Annotated in this window: 16 protein-coding genes and 2 pseudogenes; 12 read left to right on the top strand and 6 right to left on the bottom strand. The window is 35.2% G+C overall.

Annotated features, from left to right (window positions below; all coding sequences use genetic code 11):
- Positions 1-21 precede the first annotated feature (21 nt).
- A complete protein-coding gene (locus NHG49_RS17885; protein WP_088047046.1) occupies positions 22-579 on the bottom strand; it encodes a CatB-related O-acetyltransferase in 558 nt (185 codons plus the stop codon).
- A gap of 139 nt (positions 580-718) precedes the next feature.
- Between NHG49_RS17885 and NHG49_RS17880 the strand changes: the two genes are divergently transcribed.
- The 7 genes from NHG49_RS17880 (at position 719) to NHG49_RS17850 (ending at position 5,109) form a co-directional block, all read left to right on the top strand.
- Positions 719-1,060 carry an ASCH domain-containing protein gene (locus NHG49_RS17880; protein ID WP_088047047.1) on the top strand — a complete coding sequence of 114 codons (342 nt, stop codon included), beginning with the start codon at positions 719-721 and terminating at the stop codon, positions 1,058-1,060.
- Entirely contained in the window at positions 1,057-1,452 is a 396-nt protein-coding gene (locus NHG49_RS17875; RefSeq protein ID WP_088047048.1) for an NUDIX hydrolase, read from the top strand. The genes NHG49_RS17880 and NHG49_RS17875 overlap by 4 nt, the downstream gene beginning before the upstream one ends.
- Positions 1,453-1,538: 86 nt before the next feature.
- Positions 1,539-2,159: an acetate uptake transporter gene (locus NHG49_RS17870; protein WP_000070921.1), complete on the top strand. Its 621-nt coding sequence runs from the start codon at positions 1,539-1,541 to the stop codon at positions 2,157-2,159.
- 139 nt (positions 2,160-2,298) lie between these two features.
- On the top strand, positions 2,299-2,742 hold the full coding sequence (locus NHG49_RS17865; protein ID WP_001062763.1) for a flavodoxin: 444 nt from the start codon (positions 2,299-2,301) through the stop codon (positions 2,740-2,742).
- A 16-nt stretch (positions 2,743-2,758) separates the two neighbouring features.
- Positions 2,759-3,658, top strand: coding sequence for a WD40/YVTN/BNR-like repeat-containing protein (locus NHG49_RS17860; protein WP_258126396.1), 900 nt, complete (start codon positions 2,759-2,761; stop codon positions 3,656-3,658).
- Positions 3,659-3,874: 216 nt separating this feature from the next.
- On the top strand, positions 3,875-4,075 hold the full coding sequence (gene cspB, locus NHG49_RS17855; protein ID WP_001179147.1) for a cold shock-like protein CspB: 201 nt from the start codon (positions 3,875-3,877) through the stop codon (positions 4,073-4,075).
- A 188-nt stretch (positions 4,076-4,263) separates the two neighbouring features.
- The gene (locus NHG49_RS17850; RefSeq protein ID WP_103655081.1) at positions 4,264-5,109 is read left to right on the top strand and encodes an exonuclease; all 846 of its coding nucleotides are present in this window, start codon (positions 4,264-4,266) and stop codon (positions 5,107-5,109) included.
- A gap of 291 nt (positions 5,110-5,400) precedes the next feature.
- Here the strand turns inward: NHG49_RS17850 and NHG49_RS31725 are convergent.
- Positions 5,401-5,523: pseudogene (locus NHG49_RS31725) on the bottom strand (hypothetical protein); the annotation flags it as partial.
- Positions 5,524-5,779: 256 nt separating this feature from the next.
- On the opposite strand from NHG49_RS31725, the gene NHG49_RS17840 reads away from it, so the two are divergent.
- On the top strand, positions 5,780-6,127 hold the full coding sequence (locus NHG49_RS17840; protein ID WP_064476933.1) for a hypothetical protein: 348 nt from the start codon (positions 5,780-5,782) through the stop codon (positions 6,125-6,127).
- Between the two features lie 179 nt (positions 6,128-6,306).
- On the opposite strand, the gene NHG49_RS17835 is transcribed toward NHG49_RS17840, so the two are convergent.
- Together NHG49_RS17835 and NHG49_RS17830 are read right to left on the bottom strand one after the other, a co-directional pair.
- Positions 6,307-7,398 (bottom strand): DUF3900 domain-containing protein, encoded by a 1,092-nt coding sequence (locus NHG49_RS17835; protein ID WP_000345047.1) that lies wholly within the window; start codon positions 7,396-7,398, stop codon positions 6,307-6,309.
- A gap of 115 nt (positions 7,399-7,513) precedes the next feature.
- Positions 7,514-7,855 carry a hypothetical protein gene (locus tag NHG49_RS17830; RefSeq protein WP_116480664.1) on the bottom strand — a complete coding sequence of 114 codons (342 nt, stop codon included), beginning with the start codon at positions 7,853-7,855 and terminating at the stop codon, positions 7,514-7,516.
- Positions 7,856-8,218: 363 nt separating this feature from the next.
- Here NHG49_RS17830 and NHG49_RS17825 point away from each other — a divergent pair, with 363 nt between their 5' ends.
- Both NHG49_RS17825 and NHG49_RS17820 read left to right on the top strand, forming a co-directional pair.
- Positions 8,219-9,130 carry a VanW family protein gene (locus tag NHG49_RS17825; protein WP_064476932.1) on the top strand — a complete coding sequence of 304 codons (912 nt, stop codon included), beginning with the start codon at positions 8,219-8,221 and terminating at the stop codon, positions 9,128-9,130.
- 174 nt (positions 9,131-9,304) lie between these two features.
- On the top strand, positions 9,305-10,213 hold the full coding sequence (locus NHG49_RS17820) for a VOC family protein (protein ID WP_088047050.1): 909 nt from the start codon (positions 9,305-9,307) through the stop codon (positions 10,211-10,213).
- 21 nt (positions 10,214-10,234) lie between these two features.
- Here NHG49_RS17820 and NHG49_RS17815 read toward each other — a convergent pair.
- Positions 10,235-11,152, bottom strand: a pseudogene (locus NHG49_RS17815) (GNAT family acetyltransferase).
- Entirely contained in the window at positions 11,149-11,667 is a 519-nt protein-coding gene (locus NHG49_RS17810; protein WP_222655197.1) for a GNAT family N-acetyltransferase, read from the bottom strand. Before NHG49_RS17810 ends, NHG49_RS17815 begins: the two are co-directional and overlap by 4 nt.
- Positions 11,668-11,971: 304 nt before the next feature.
- On the opposite strand from NHG49_RS17810, the gene NHG49_RS17805 reads away from it, so the two are divergent.
- Together NHG49_RS17805 and colA are read left to right on the top strand one after the other, a co-directional pair.
- Positions 11,972-12,649 (top strand): MgtC/SapB family protein, encoded by a 678-nt coding sequence (locus NHG49_RS17805; protein WP_064476928.1) that lies wholly within the window; start codon positions 11,972-11,974, stop codon positions 12,647-12,649.
- Positions 12,650-12,852: 203 nt separating this feature from the next.
- The gene (gene colA / locus NHG49_RS17800) at positions 12,853-15,768 is read left to right on the top strand and encodes a collagenase ColA (RefSeq protein ID WP_258126395.1); all 2,916 of its coding nucleotides are present in this window, start codon (positions 12,853-12,855) and stop codon (positions 15,766-15,768) included.
- The last annotated feature ends 30 nt before the right edge of the window (positions 15,769-15,798 follow it).

Genomic DNA, 15,798 nt, shown 5'->3' with positions numbered 1-15,798 from the left:
AGGATGCTCTTTTTGTATTAATCATATAGATTCATTTTCGGGTGAGGTAAAAAACTCGGTGATTTTGTTGGAAAGTAGAAATGGAATGGCTCCTTTTATAACAGAAATATCCCAATCCCACCATGCGAGATTCTCTAGTTTTTCAATCGTTTCTTGCGGGAAACGATATCGAACAAATTTTGCAGGATTACCAGCTACAATTGCATATGGAGGTACGTCTTTTGTAACAACACTCTTTGCCCCAATAATGGCTCCGTTACCAATTGTAACACCAGATAAAATGCAGGATTGATAACCAATCCATACATCGTTGCCGACTACGATGTCACCTTTTGAAGAAGGATGACCAGTAATATGTGCTCCTTCATTAAAAAATGCATTAAATGGGTATGTCGTTATCCAGTCTGCGCGATGTTCACCGCCAAGTATGAAAACGACTTCTTCTCCTAATGAACAAAACTTACCTATTTTTAATTTTGTTTCATCATTCCAAGAAAAAATGGATGGACCTACTTTACTATAAGTATAATCACCAATATCATATTTATTATATTCAGGTTTTTGATTTAAAAATAACATAACAAATTTAGCATCCTCTCTAAAGCAAGTAATGGATATGGAACATTATATGCAATTTGGAATAAGGCGAACTGTGTTGTATGAAATGGTCATGCACAAATATATTAATAGGTGCAACGAATAAAAAGGAGTGGAATGAATGATATACGAAATGGGGCTATATAATAAACCTTTTCAGTCAATTCAATCAGGAAAAAAAGTATATGAAGTACGTTTATACGATACAAAACGTCAACTTATAAAACAAGGCGATCATATTGTATTTACGAACCTTACGACAGCAGCAACGATGACTGTCAAAGTGACGAAAATAAAACGATACGAAAGCTTTAAAGTGATGTACGAACAAATTGATAAAAAATTATTGGATTGTGAAAATGATAGTTTAGAGGAAATGCTAAAAAGTACATACAAAATATATACGAAAGAACAAGAAAAAAAGTGGGGAACAGTTGCGATTCGTATTGAGGTAATAAAATGATAAGAAATCGCGGCGGTGCTATCATTGTGCAGGAAGGGAAAATTGCTCTTATAAAACGTATTCGAGAAGGGGAAACATATTATGTTTTTCCAGGCGGAGGAATTGAAGAAGGAGAAACAGCTGAAGAAGCAACAAAGCGAGAAATTTATGAAGAATTAGGGGTACATATAAAAGTGGAACATCTTATAGCAAAGGTGGAGTATAAAGGTACGGAGTATTATTTTAATGCCCATATTACAGATGGGGTTTTCGGAAGTGGTAAAGCTGAAGAGTTCAAACAGAAAGATAGAGGGAGTTATATTCCGTTGTGGTTGCCGATACACGAGTTGGAAAAAGTGAATATAAAACCGTATGAAGTGGTCGGAAGTATATTCAATCATTATAAAAAGTAAGGTCTGACAACATACAAAAAAAACCATTGACATAGTCTTCTGATTTAAGTATTGTATTCGAGTATGTTTATAATCAGGAGGTTTATATGAGCAATCAATCTACTACACATCATGTGAAAATGACAACAGCAGATCCATCTGGAATTGGTCTATTTGGATTAGCGATGGTAACACTTGTAGCATCATCTCAAAAGTTAGGCTTAACAGATGGCGTTTCACTTGTATTACCGTGGGCAATCTTTTTAGGAGGATTTGCACAAATCTTTGCGTGCATTCACGATGCAAAGCATAACAACACGTTCGGTACAACAGCATTCGGTGCATACGGCCTATTTTGGTTAGGTGTTGGAATGACTTGGTTAATTCAACTTGGAGTATTTGGCGAAAAATTAGCACAAGCTGCAGATTCAAAACAGCTGGGTGTAGCCTTTATTGGATATTTGATTTTCACAATCTTTATGACAATTGGTGCAATGGAAACACATAAAGTATTATTTATGATTTTCGTCCTTATTGATTTCTTATTTATTGGTCTTTCATTAAGTACTTTAGGTGTTATGCCGCATGCAATGCATAATTTAGCAGCGTATTCTGAACTATGTATTTCATTATTATCTTTCTATGGTTCAGCAGCAGCAGTGTTAAATACACACTTCGGTAAAGTTGTATTACCAGTTGGAAAGCCTTTTGGTATTTTTAAAAAGTAATAAAAAAGCACAGGTGATTGTATAGTCATCTGTGCTTTTTTGTATGGAATGAATAAAAATGAAAAATATAATTGAAATTGATTCTCATTATTAATATAATGAGAATGAGAATCATTTATTGTAAGAGGGGGATGCCGAAGTGGCAAAAATTTTAATAGCTTATGCAAGTATGTCAGGAAATACAGAGAGTATTGCTGATTTAATAAAAGTTAGTTTAGATGCTTTTGATCATGAAGTAGTATTGCAAGAAATGGAAGGCATGGATGCTGAAGAATTATTAGCCTATGATGGAATCATTTTAGGATCTTATACGTGGGGCGATGGTGAATTACCGTTTGAGGCGGAAGATTTCCATGAGGACTTAGAAAATATAGATTTATCAGGGAAGAAAGTAGCGGTATTCGGATCAGGTGATACGGCGTATGAACTATTTTGTGAAGCGGTAACGATATTTGAAGAAAGACTTGTAGAACGCGGTGCAGAGCTTGTGCAAGAAGGATTGAAAATCGAACTAGCTCCAGAAGATGAAGAGGATGTTGAAAAATGCAGTAATTTTGCAATTGCATTTGCTGAGAAGTTCTAAGAATGGGAGTGTCAACGTGGAGACAATGTTAAGTGCGACCGCTATTACAAAGTTAAGAGATGGAAAACTTATGTTAGCTACTACATATAATGGCTTATTTATTGAACGAGACGGAGAATGGAAACAAATATTAAATGGTTTTCAAAAACGAATTAGGGATTTACATAGCGAAGATAATGTAGTGTATGGTGTAGGTGACGAAGGGATTTTTATTCGTAGTATGAATGGTGGAGAGAACTGGACGGTTCAGCGTTTTCCAACAAAAGCAACGAGTTGGAATGTTTGTAGTAATGTACAAGGAACAGTCATTGCTCATGGAGATAAAACGTTGTATCATTCTAATGATTTTGGTTCGACATGGGAAACCATTCATCCATTTCTTGAGTATGGTGGCGGGGCACCATCTATTCGATCGTTATTTTTATATAAACATTACTTATTTATCGGTACGAAAATACATGCTAAATATGGTGGTGTTTGGCTCTTTAATTTGGAGACACGTAAATTAAAGAGGATTAAAATCGTGATGAATCAGATGATCTCAGCGTTGACTGTACACAATTCTTATATAGTAGCAGCGAGTGGATCATGCAAGGGTATTAGCGGGAATATTTCTTTTTGTAAAATAGATGAAAGTATTGAGAGTGAAAAAACATATTGGCATACATGTCAAAGTGAGCAGAAAGCAAGTAGCTATTTAGCCTTGAGTGTAGATCAACATGTGCTATATACAATGTCAACGCAAAATAAGGCGGGGATTAGTACGGTTTGTCGTGTACTTCTAGAAGAAGAACTTGTTACAGTATGTGACTCAGTTAAAGGGCATGGCTGGCGCATCGTTAACCAAAAAGAGGGTTATGTTGTAGCTGGATCAGGTGAATCAAAAGCGATGCAATGGAAGAAAAAAATTATATAGCAAAAAAAACTTTACTTTTATTATATTGATATGATATAGTTACTTTAAACCATTTTACTTTTAATAATATAGAGATTTAAATGAGCTGTAACTTCCGAGGAGGATAGCAATGTTAAATCTCCTCTGGGGTTGCAGTTTTTTAATGTTTGAAGTATTATTGTAAAGTGGTTGAAAATGAATATGTACATATAGGTACATTGTAGGAGGATTTTTTAAATGCAAAACGGTAAAGTAAAATGGTTTAACGCAGAAAAAGGTTTCGGTTTCATCGAAGTTGAAGGCGGAGAAGACGTATTCGTTCATTTCTCAGCTATCCAAGGCGACGGCTTCAAATCTTTAGAAGAAGGTCAAGAAGTTACTTTCGAAGTAGAACAAGGTAACCGTGGACCTCAAGCTACAAACGTAAACAAGAAGTAATTACGGAAAAAAGAAGGGCTTGCCCTTCTTTTTTTTGCATTTTTATTGAATAACCTCCTATGTACATATAATAATGAGATTAAATTTTTGTTTATTAGACGAAGTATTTCATGCATAAAGTGCATGAATGAATAAATACTGAAAATAGAGTATGTGTGTGAAAAGGAATTTAGAAAGAGGTAAATAAATTGGAAAACGCTACACATTTTATTGTGTTCGATATAGAGAGAAATTTCAGGCCGTATAAATCAGAAGATCCGTCAGAGATAGTTGATATCGGAGCTGTAAAAATAGAAGCAAGTACAATGAAGGTAATTGGAGAATTTTCGGAGTTAGTAAAGCCGAGTGCACGACTCACTCGTCATACGACAAAATTAACGGGAATTACAAAGAAAGATTTAATTGGTGTGGAGAAATTCCCACAAATTATAGAGAAATTTATTCAATTTATCGGAGAAGACTCTGTATTTGTTTCATGGGGTAGAGAAGATTATCGTTTTCTATCTCATGATTGTACGTTATACGGTGTAGAATGCCCATGTATGGAAAAAGAGAGCAAATTTGATTTGCAGAAGTTTGTTTTCCAAGCGTATGAAGAGTTATTTGAGCATACACCAAGTTTACAATTTGCAGTAGAACAGCTCGGTTTAACGTGGGAAGGGAAGCAGCACCGAGCTTTAGCGGATGCTGAGAATACAGCGAATATACTTCTTAAAGTATATAGCGAGAGAGACATTCATAAACGGTACAAAAGACATGGTGAGCTTGAACTTGTAGAGAACGGAAAACTAACAGAAAAAGCGAAAAAAAAGATGCGAAAATGGGTATTTAAAGAAATGAGAAAAAATACAGAGCGTCCTTTCGTTTGGAGTGCATTTGAAAGTAGTGACACGTGGGAAAGTATAACGGAAAGATATTATATAAGTGAAGCTACAATAGAACTTCTGAAAAAGCATTTTCGTACGGCGGTGAGAAAGGCGGAAAGGCAGATTAGGCATTTGGCTGAGATGGAGAAAGTAGTAGAAGAAAGTTAGTAATATAACCAATTTTATTCATATGTACAACTAAACTTCAGGATTAAGTCGCAGAAGTTTAGTTGGAAAATTCACGGCTCGTCCCGTATTAGGAATAGAGTATTTTATTGTTTTTAGTACGAATGTACAAATTATTTGTTTTCTGAGAAAGATAATGGAGAGTAGTGTGAGGGATAGAACAAAATAGGGAGCAAATTACGCAGAGGATTCAGTATTTAGGGAGAAATAACGTGAATTTCTAGTTTGAAATATAATAGGAATAGCATTGTTTACATTGTTCGAATTAACGAGTTAATATTCACTTTCTGAAAATGGAATATTTAACTTGTTTTCTACAGTACGTAAACGTTGGTTTAAACGGTTCAACCGACGGGTATGTCGCTCAACTGTATTTTCTAATTGATGAACTCTTTCATTTAAGTTATTCACCTGAAAGTTTAACTTGTTTATTTTTTGTTCAAGTTCGTATATCTTTCTTTCTGATGAATTGTAACACCCCATATAAATCCTCCATTCTATTAAAGTAAATTTAATCTATAGTAGTATATGTATAAATGAAAGGTAACTGAATTTAGAAAAAATGGAAACGCTTAATATATCTTTAAATCGTGGTGTATTAAAGATTAAAATCGAAGAATAAGATAAAAGTTTTATACAAGGGGGGGGGATAGTGATAGACATGGATATTAAAGACGTCACGGTACAGATGGAATTAAACGGAGTCTTTTGGAATGAGGATGGGCTTGCTGAAATGACGGTGACTACAAAAGAAGAGCATTCTCTTCTTCTTAGTCTAGTAGTTGATTTAGAAAGTAAAACTATTAGGGCGACGAGTGCCGAAATAGTGAATGGATTCTGCCCTCTGTGCAAACAGAAAAGGGACGAATGTAGTGAACTTAATGACTTACAAAACAAAATGGATATTTTAGAAGAAGCTTACGATTGGGTGAGAGAGCATCCAGAATATCGTTTTCAATTATCTTTTTATGGGTACAATAAATTTGAGGTAGTGAAGTGAAATTTTCATTTTACCAATATACATAGTGACTACTCTAATGGAAATACACTTGTACAACAAGGAAGGAATCTACTTGATTCCGCAACAAATATCATCTTGAGTTAAAAAATTAAAAAATATGTCCCAAATAAAAGAGCGCTCGTTAACAGCGCTCAGTAAAAATAGGGATATGGAAGGATTTATTCAATCCCGTTCGGATCATAAGAATACTGCTGCTTATTCTCAATCCGTTCAATCACATCTTGCAACTCATCCGGCTTCAGAAACTCAATCGGAGAGAAGCCTTTCTCAAACGTAAGTGTATCAGCCTCAATCATTAATACGTATCGATCATTTACCTTTGCGATATGTATTTGATCCCCGAAATCAGCAAGCAGGGCCTTCACAGAGATATGATCTGCTTTTAGCTTTAATTCCACTTCAGGAGCATGCTCGACGATTTGAGCAGTAGCTTCCATTACTTCTTCGGTTGAAAATTGTTCCATAATTTCGCGTTTCGGACTGGCAGCCCATACTTCCATTGCTTGGTCGAATTGTTCGCGTTCTTCCGTACCTTCTTCAAATACATCTTCAATTTGGTCGTATACCATGTCCATTACTTGTGTTTTCATAATTTCAGGCATAGAGCGTTCGTACTCGACGAATTTTAAGAAGTCTTCAAAGTAGCGGGCGTGTGATGCTTGGTGAATTTTTAGCTCACCCACTTCGACCATACCTTCTTCAGGCATGTACGGATATTGGATAGATTTCATGTTTTTTGTTGTGATGGCCATTTCAACGTTACGAATCAGTGTGGATTCATCTGAAATAGAAGCGACTTTCGGTTCGAAGTCACATTTCATAACGAAAACGAATGGATCATCAAAGTATTTGCGTAGTTTTGCTTGCGCAATTAAAAATACACCACCGCGTACAGCGCTTGTGTCCAGATATGTATAAACGAGAGGTTCACTCATATCTTTGAAGTTTTCCTTTGTTTCCGCAAAGCGAATGCGATTAAAGAGGTTGTAATGAGGGTTTGAATCAAGTTCGTGCCCTTCTTCTACAATGAAGCGACCGATCTTTGTCGGAGCTTGTTCTGTTTTCGCATGACGTTCTACTTTTCGCTTTGAAATTTTTAATAATTCACCATTTAAAAATTCTTTTAAGGAGCTATCTTCATACTCTTCAGCGTCTAACGTTTGAAAATGTTTGTAGCGTTTATCAACAGCTTCACCTTTTCCTTCTACTTGTACAACATAAAAGGAAAGATAATTTATTTCAAAATCCATATTTATCACCTTGTTTCATTTCATTAACTCTTATCAGTATAGAGATGGAAAAAACTTTCGTCAATTTATATAAGGAAGGGTGAGCCCCTTCCTTATATATTTTTTACTTTTGAAATTAAAATCCGTCTTCTAATGCTGAAAATGGAATGTTTAGTCTGTTTTCAATTGTACGTAAACGTTGGTTTAAGCGGTTTAATCTACGTGTATGACGCTCAACCGTGTTTTCTAATTGACGTACTCTTTGCTCAAGCTCATTTACTCGTCTTTCTAGTTGACGGTTTCCAGTACCAGGAAAAGAGATTGGAAGTTGGAATTGTCGATTTTGATCATATGGATTAACTTGTTCTGCTGGATCTATATATTGTTGGTATTGTGCTTGTAAATCATATTGAGGCTGATAACCATTTTGGTTATATGGATCGTATGGATTGTAGGGGTACATAAAAACATCCTCCATTTCTTTAAAATAGGTTAATTCACCATAATGTATGTGTAAAAGCGGAGTGTGGCACGGCAAATACCTATTTATGCTCACGGGATGTTTCTTTATAAATAAGAATATGGAGTTTTTACATTTGTATTTCTTTTGTTTTATGGTATATACTGGATAATAGGGTGAGGTTACATAAAAGTTACAATTCTATCAAACTCAAAATTTTATGTAAATATGTATAGACATTTACAAAAGAAAAGAGTAATTTATATAGAGTAAAAAATAACTTGTAACATTTTATAAATATATTGTAAAATGATTGTAACAAAACATACATAAAAATGAAATAATACATAAAAGTAATGTTTGGAAAAAGGGGAGAGTCTATTGTTCCGTAAAGTAAAGGGTATATTAGTTGGGGTGTTATGTGTAGCTGTAGTAAGTGGTTGTGGCACAAAAGTAAGTGATGTTGCATTAGTAAGTGACATTGGTGGCCACACGGTAGAGGCTAAAGCAGAAGTACAGGATTCTATTAGTTTAGTTGATGGTCGTACAGGTACGGAAGTGAAAAAGCTAGATTTATCGAGTCTAGGTTATTTTGAAGATGAAGCAAAATTTAAAAAATCGGTAGAGAAGGTTGCTAAGGAAGTTGGTAAAAACGTTGACAAAAAGATGGTTCCTTCACGTTTAGCATCTGACGGAAGTTGGCAAGAAGGAAAGCCTTCTTTTGAATTAATGGAAAAAGAGCTAGTAAATAAATTATTAAACGTTGGTATGTGGGATTCTTCATATCAATTACCTATTGTTGAGAAAAAGCCTGTCGCAACATTAAGTGATGCGCAAGGAAGTGGTACGGTAATTGGTAGATATGAAACGAATTTAGGTGGCTCAGCAGGTGGCCGTATTGAGAATATCCGTTTGTCAGCAGCGAGCATAAATGGAGTTGTATTAGCAAAAGGAGACAGTTTCTCTTTCAATGCATTAATTGGTGATACAACGCCAGATAAAGGATATCAACTAGGAAAAGAAATTGTAGATGGTAAATTAGTAGATGGATACGGCGGTGGTGTTTGTCAAACATCATCAACTTTATATAATGCAGCAGATCAAGCTGGTTTGAAAATGGTAGAGAGAACGACACATTCTAAAACGGTAGGTTATGTTCCACAAGGAAGAGATGCTACGATTGCATATCCATACTTAGACTTAGTGTTTGAAAACACGAATGATGCGCCTGTGAAACTTTATATGGGCATTCAGGGCGGAAAGTTAGTTGCTGAAGTACATAAAATGAAATAAGAGTTAAAAAGCCCCCTCTTCTGAAAGTTAGAAGAGGGGCTTTTTTTATTATGAAAATAAAAATGTGTATAAATTCTGACTTTTCTTATTTACATAGGATGATTTTAGTTGTATCCTTCATAGTAACGGTTATATGAAATAGGGAAATATCGGGATAAGGAGATGGAGTTATTCATGGTACAAATTCATCCGAATACACGTATTGGTCATGTTGAACTTAAAGTGCAAGATTTAGAGCGTCAAATTGCTTTTTATGAGAATGTAGTAGGATTAGAAGTAATTAAGCAAGAGGCGAATAAAGCATATTTATCAGGAAAAGGTGGAAAGAGCACGTTACTTGTTCTTGAAAAGTTAGAGGACGGGGTACTGCAAGAACCACGTACGACTGGTATATATCATGTAGCCTTTTTAGTTCCGACTCGTGAGGCGTTTGCTTCGGCATTATTTGGTGTGATTCGAAATAAGAATGTAATTGATAGCCCGGCTGAGCAAGAAGGGCGTTATACATATTCAAATGAAATTTTACCAATTTCAAGGTTTAATAGTGCAAGTGATCATACGTATAGCGAAGCTTTTTATTTACAAGACTTAGAGGGAAATGGTATTGAAATTTATGCAGACCGTCCGCGCGATCAATGGGGAGAAGGAGCAGGAGGCAGTACGCCGCTTGATTTAAAAGAACTGGCAACACTCGTTGATTATGAGGTTGATGGGTTGCCTGCTAATACTGTCGTTGGGCACGTACATTTACGAATAGCGGATGTAGAGAAGTCACACGAGTTTTATGTAGAGACAGTAGGATTTGAAGTGCAACAGCGTGAAGATGACTGCTTATTCATTTCTGCAGGAGGATATCATCACCATATCGGTGCAAATACGTGGAACGGAGTAAATAATCCACATCCACCAGCGTATGCAACTGGACTTAAGGTATATACAATTGTATTACCGCATAAAGAAGCGTTAGATGAAGTGAAAGAAAGATTAATAGAAAAACAACATAAAGTAAACGAAAGTACAAACGGATTTACAGTAGTAGATCCTAGTGGTATTATAGTCCAGTTTGACATAGAGACAGCATAAAAGAAGTCGGAAGGTGTATAATCACTTTCCGACTTCTTTTTGATACGTAATCCAAGTAGCATAAGGATTGAAAGGAAAGGATTTTAATATCTCCATTGCATATATACTCGTTGAATCAAATTCACCTTGAATGAAAGAATAACCGTGTTTACTTGCATACATAGCTTGTTTGAAAACGAGTAGCTTCAGTAAGAATAAATTTTCTGTAGTGTGAGTCCCACACTATCCTAGTTTTACCGTATTATCTTTTTCTGATGTATGGAGGAAAGAGTACGCAATAATTTTATTCTCTTCATCTATCATTACAAAGCTCCCATCTAGTAACACATCATCAGTTAAGATCTGTTCTTTCCAAGTTTCGAGCGGGTATGAGGCAACGGGATTTGCTAAGTGAGTATCCTCATAATTCGTTTTTACTAAGTGAGCTAGCTTTTCAAAGAAGCTATTATTAGACAAGATGTTTGATAAGGTTTGTACATCATAATTTGAATGAAGCATTGTATCGATAGCTATGATTTTTCGTACGTCTAATATCGGCATATATGTTCTTCGGATTTCCGTAAAATTATGTTCTTCATAATAGTCTTTTAAATGAGCCGATGTTTCCCATATAGAGGTTTGTAATGGTAATTTGAAGTTTTCTCGTTTTAGAATCTCGGTTAATAAGATTTGTTTTATGTGTAGCACTGAATAGAAAGGGTTCGTATATATTCGAAAGTATGTGCAGTATGGATGGAAGTTATTGTTCCAGGTGAGAAAGATGCCTACTACATCTTTTTTATAGTAGGCAACATACGCACATCTTGTTTTATTATCTCGTAATAAGTTAAATAGATAAGAGTCTTCATTGTATAAATCAATAAATTGTTTTACTTTTAGCTCATTACTTCTACTATATTTCTCTATAACAAGGTTATTTTCATCGGATGACTTTTTCATAGCTTAATCCAAAATCTTCTTACTACATTTCCATCTTCCTCAATGAAATCATCATCACGAAGCCCGCCGTTATGTAAAATTGTTTTTTCTGATCCTGTATTCACTTCGTCACAAACGACAAGTACTTTCTCGATGTTTAATTCATTCGTTTTTTCTAGCGATAATTCTAATAACTTCGTAGCATAACCTTTTCTTCTTTCAGAAGGGCGAATGCCATAACCGATATGACCTCCAGCGTTAAATAAATGTTCGGTTAAACTATGACGTATATTAACAGCTCCTACAATTTTATTTTCATCTGTAACGAGCCAATACGTAGAGTCTGGTACCCAAGATTCAGGGAGGTTTATTCCGTTATGTGCATCGTGAAGTTCTTGAATCATTGCCGTGAAATTAGAGGGATCTTTTGAGATAACCCACGGAATCATCGTTTCACCGCTATCTTTCCATTCGTTATAAAAATCTAAGTATTCTTCTTGTAAATCGATAGTAGGTGTAAGTAAAGAAACGTTCATTGTTAGTAAGCTCCTTTATTTATGTAGTATGTATAAAAAAAACACGGCGCAAAATGTAAGCGTTTTCTAAACTTTCTCAACCTCATTTTATGCAATCCATATCCCGTTTTTAAATGGAAAGTAAAGTTTATGGTTTTTTGTATAAAAAGTGGGCTGAATTCTATTTATGTTAATATTGAAAATATTAACATAAATCACCTAGGATATTAAGTATATTTTAATGAAATGTTTTTATATCGATAAATGGATGTGTGTGATAATTTTTGTTTTATCTATCTATAATGAATGAAAGGGGGAAGGGCTCGTGAGTGTAAATTTTGATTTAATTATACGAATCGGTGTTGCGGGTTTGTTAGGAGCAATAATCGGTATTGAAAGGGAAATTCGATCAAAAGAAGCGGGATTAAAAACACATTTCCTAGTAGCGGTAGGAAGTGCATTAATAATGGTCGTTTCGAAATATGCTTTTTCAGATATTATGAATGAAGAACATATGGCTCTTGATCCGAGCCGTATTGCAGCGCAAGTTGTTAGTGGAGTAGGTTTTTTAGGTGCAGGTACAATTATTATTCAAAAACAGGCAGTGAAAGGATTAACGACAGCGGCTGGTTTATGGGCTACAGCAGGAATTGGATTAGCAATAGGGGCTGGCATGTATGTAGTAGGCATTGGAGCGACGATTCTCGTTTTAATTGGTTTAGAGATTGTGAGTCGTATTTTTAAGGTGCAATTTTTATTTCCGCAAAATATAACAGTGCAAATGTGTATAAATAAACATGAGGCGGTACAGCAAATAGTAGAAATGCTTCAAGTGAAAGGCATTCCAATACTGTCATATGAAGTGGAAGCTTTACAGCGAGGTACGGAAATAGTTTATAAGGTAGGGATGCAGCTGAAAAATATATCGTCAGAAGAAAAGAATGAATTTATTCAGCATATGCAAACATTACCGGAAGTTACGTTTATAAAGTTAAAATCATAGCGTTGAAAACGAGGATAGATATAGCAGGAATTTCGCTATTATCTATCTTTTTTTGATATAAAATTCACATAAAGTCAAGTGTTAATTTTGCGCGGTATGGATACATGTGTGAACGTTCCCTTATTTTTTCTCAATACAGAATAAAAAGTAAGAATAGTAAAATAATGGTGCAGGACACTAAAAAATGTAAGGTAGGGGAGAGCATGAAAGGCTATTCAAAAAAAGTGTTAGTAGGGGTAAGTTTTGCTAGTTTAATGTTAGGAAGTTTTCAAGGGAGCACATTGGCAGAAAGTACAAAGGGAGAGCAAGTTTCTTATCGGAATGTGCTCAAAATGGAGCCAGTTGGTGTACAACTACCAGTGCAAGAATTAGCTCATTCATCAAAAGTGCTTGAAAGCAAGTCTTTTGAGAAAAGGCTACAATTTGCTGATTTGTCGCAAAGACCGCCTGAAGTGAAAAAGGAAAGTAAGCAATTAGCTGCAGCGAAAACTTATACAATTGCTGAATTAAATCAATTAAGCAATCAGCAGTTAGTAGATTTACTTGTAACAATCAATTGGGAGCAAATTACGGGTCTATTTCAGTTTAATAAGGATAGTCTTGCATTCTATCAAAATGATAGTAGGATGCAGGAAATTATTGATAAATTGAAGCAGCAAGGACAAGCTTATACGAAAGATGATTCCAAAGGGATTGAGACTTTAGTAGAGGTATTACGTTCAGGGTTTTATTTAGGATTTTATCATACAGAATTAAGTAAACTAAATGAGCGGAGCTATCATGATACATGCTTACCTGCATTAAAAACGATTGCGAATAACCCGAATTTTAAACTTGGTACGTTAGAACAAAATAGAGTTGTATCATCATACGGAAAATTAATAGGAAATGCTTCGAGTGATGTGGAAACGATAACATCAGCTGCAAAGATTTTCAAACAATATAACGATAATTTTTCTACATTGGTAGACAATCTATCAGTTGGAAATGCGATTTACGATATTATGCAAGGTGTTGATTACGACATTCAATCGTATTTGTACGATACGAGAAAAGCACCGAAAGATACAGTATGGTACCAAAAAATTGATAGCTATATTAATGAATTAAGTCGTTTTTCTTTAATTGGAACGGTGACAGAGAAGAGTGGTTGGTTAATTAATAATGGTATTTATTATACAGGTAGAGTTGGTACGTTCCATAGTACAGGAACGAAAGGATTGCAAGTTGTAACAGACGCGATGAAAATGTATCCGTATTTAGGAGAGCAATATTTCGTAGCGGCTGAGCAAATCGCGACGAATTATGGCGGGAAAGATGCAAATGGAAATGTTGTTAATTTAGATCAAATACGAGAAGATGGGAAGAAAAAGTATTTGCCGAAAACGTATACGTTTGATGATGGTGCAATTGTTTTAAAAGCTGGAGATAAAGTGACAGAAGAAAAGGTAAAACGTCTATATTGGGCGGCAAAAGAAGTGAAGGCACAATTCCATCGTACGGTTGAAAGTGATCAACCTTTAGAAAAAGGAAATCCTGATGATGTATTAACGATGGTTATTTATAATAGTCCAGCTGAGTATCAATTTAACCGTCAATTGTACGGGTATGAAACGAATAACGGAGGTCTTTATATAGAAGGAACAGGTACGTTCTTTACTTATGAACGTACGCCAGAAGAAAGTATTTATAGTTTAGAAGAATTGTTCCGACACGAGTTCACGCATTACTTGCAAGGTAGATATGAAGTACCAGGGCTTTGGGGACAAGGTAAGATGTATGAGAACGAGAGATTATCCTGGTTTGAAGAAGGGAATGCGGAGTTTTTTGCAGGGGCAACGAGAACAGATAATGTTGTACCGAGAAAGAGTATTATAGGAGGGATATCTTCAAATCCAGCAGAACGTTATACGGCAGAACGAACGTTAAATGCAAAGTATGGAACGTGGGATTTCTACAATTATTCCTTCGCTTTACAATCGTACATGTACAATAAGAGGTACGATATGTTTGACAAAGTTCATGATCTTATTAGAAAAAATGATGTAACAGCATATGATGCATACCGTTCTGCATTAAGTAAAGATGCGAATTTAAATAAAGAGTATCAAGACTATATGCAAATGTTAGTCGATAACCGTGAGAAATATAATGTTCCATTAGTATCAGATGATTATTTAGCAACTCATGCACCAAAACCAGTTTCAGATATTGCGGCAGAAATTACAGCAGAAGCAAAATTAAGCAATGTATCAGTTAAGAAAAATAAATCACAGTTCTTTAATACATTTACACTACAAGGAACGTATACAGGTACTACTGCGAAAGGGGACTATGAAGACTGGAAAACAATTACACAAAACGTGAATGATACGTTAAAACGTTTAAGTGCAAAAGAATGGACAGGCTATAAAACAGTAACAGCGTACTTTGTGAATTATCGTGTGAATGCATCAGGACAATTTGAATATGACGTTGTATTCCATGGTATCAATACAGAAGAAGGTGCTGTGAATAAAGCACCAATTGCAGTTATAAATGGTCCATATAGTGGAAATATAAATGAAGCAATTTCGTTTAAAAGCGATGGATCAAAAGATGAAGATGGGAAAATTGTTGCTTATAAATGGGAGTTTGGTGATGGTACTGTAAGTAATGAACAAAATCCGACTCATGTGTATACAAAAGAAGGAACATATACGGCAAAATTAACAGTAACAGATGACAAAGGATTAACGAATACTGTTACAACGAATGTAACGGTTCAAAAGAAAGAAGATAACAGTGTAGAAAAAGAGCCAAATAATTCATTCCAAACAGCAAATAAACTGCAGTTAAATCAAGTTTTACGTGCTAGTTTAGGAAACGGTGATACGAGTGATTACTTTGAAATAAATGTGGAAACTGCGAAAAACCTACAAATTAATGTAACGAAGGAAAATAATATCGGAGTAAACTGGGTTCTTTATTCAGAAGCGGATTTAAATAATTATGTTACGTATGCCCAGCAAGAAGGGAATAAGTTAGTAGGAAGTTACTACACGTATCCAGGAAAATATTATTTACATGTGTATCAATATGGCGGGGGAACAGGGAATTATACAGTAGAAGTGAAATAGTAAAAAGGTCGCCATTCATGGCGACCTTTT

Source organism: Bacillus sp. IBL03825 (assembly GCF_024712505.1).
Classification (GTDB): domain Bacteria; phylum Bacillota; class Bacilli; order Bacillales; family Bacillaceae_G; genus Bacillus_A; species Bacillus_A wiedmannii.
This window is presented reverse-complemented; position numbering and strand designations above follow the sequence as displayed.

Coding starts and splice junctions, on each gene's coding strand:
- NHG49_RS17885 (WP_088047046.1), bottom strand. CDS start 579: ATGTTATTTTTAAATCAAAAACCTGAATATAATAAATATGATATTGGT.
- NHG49_RS17880 (WP_088047047.1), top strand. CDS start 719: ATGATATACGAAATGGGGCTATATAATAAACCTTTTCAGTCAATTCAA.
- NHG49_RS17875 (WP_088047048.1), top strand. CDS start 1,057: ATGATAAGAAATCGCGGCGGTGCTATCATTGTGCAGGAAGGGAAAATT.
- NHG49_RS17870 (WP_000070921.1), top strand. CDS start 1,539: ATGAGCAATCAATCTACTACACATCATGTGAAAATGACAACAGCAGAT.
- cspB (WP_001179147.1), top strand. CDS start 3,875: ATGCAAAACGGTAAAGTAAAATGGTTTAACGCAGAAAAAGGTTTCGGT.
- NHG49_RS17835 (WP_000345047.1), bottom strand. CDS start 7,398: ATGGATTTTGAAATAAATTATCTTTCCTTTTATGTTGTACAAGTAGAA.
- NHG49_RS17830 (WP_116480664.1), bottom strand. CDS start 7,855: ATGGAGGATGTTTTTATGTACCCCTACAATCCATACGATCCATATAAC.
- NHG49_RS17820 (WP_088047050.1), top strand. CDS start 9,305: ATGGTACAAATTCATCCGAATACACGTATTGGTCATGTTGAACTTAAA.
- NHG49_RS17810 (WP_222655197.1), bottom strand. CDS start 11,667: ATGAACGTTTCTTTACTTACACCTACTATCGATTTACAAGAAGAATAC.
- colA (WP_258126395.1), top strand. CDS start 12,853: ATGAAAGGCTATTCAAAAAAAGTGTTAGTAGGGGTAAGTTTTGCTAGT.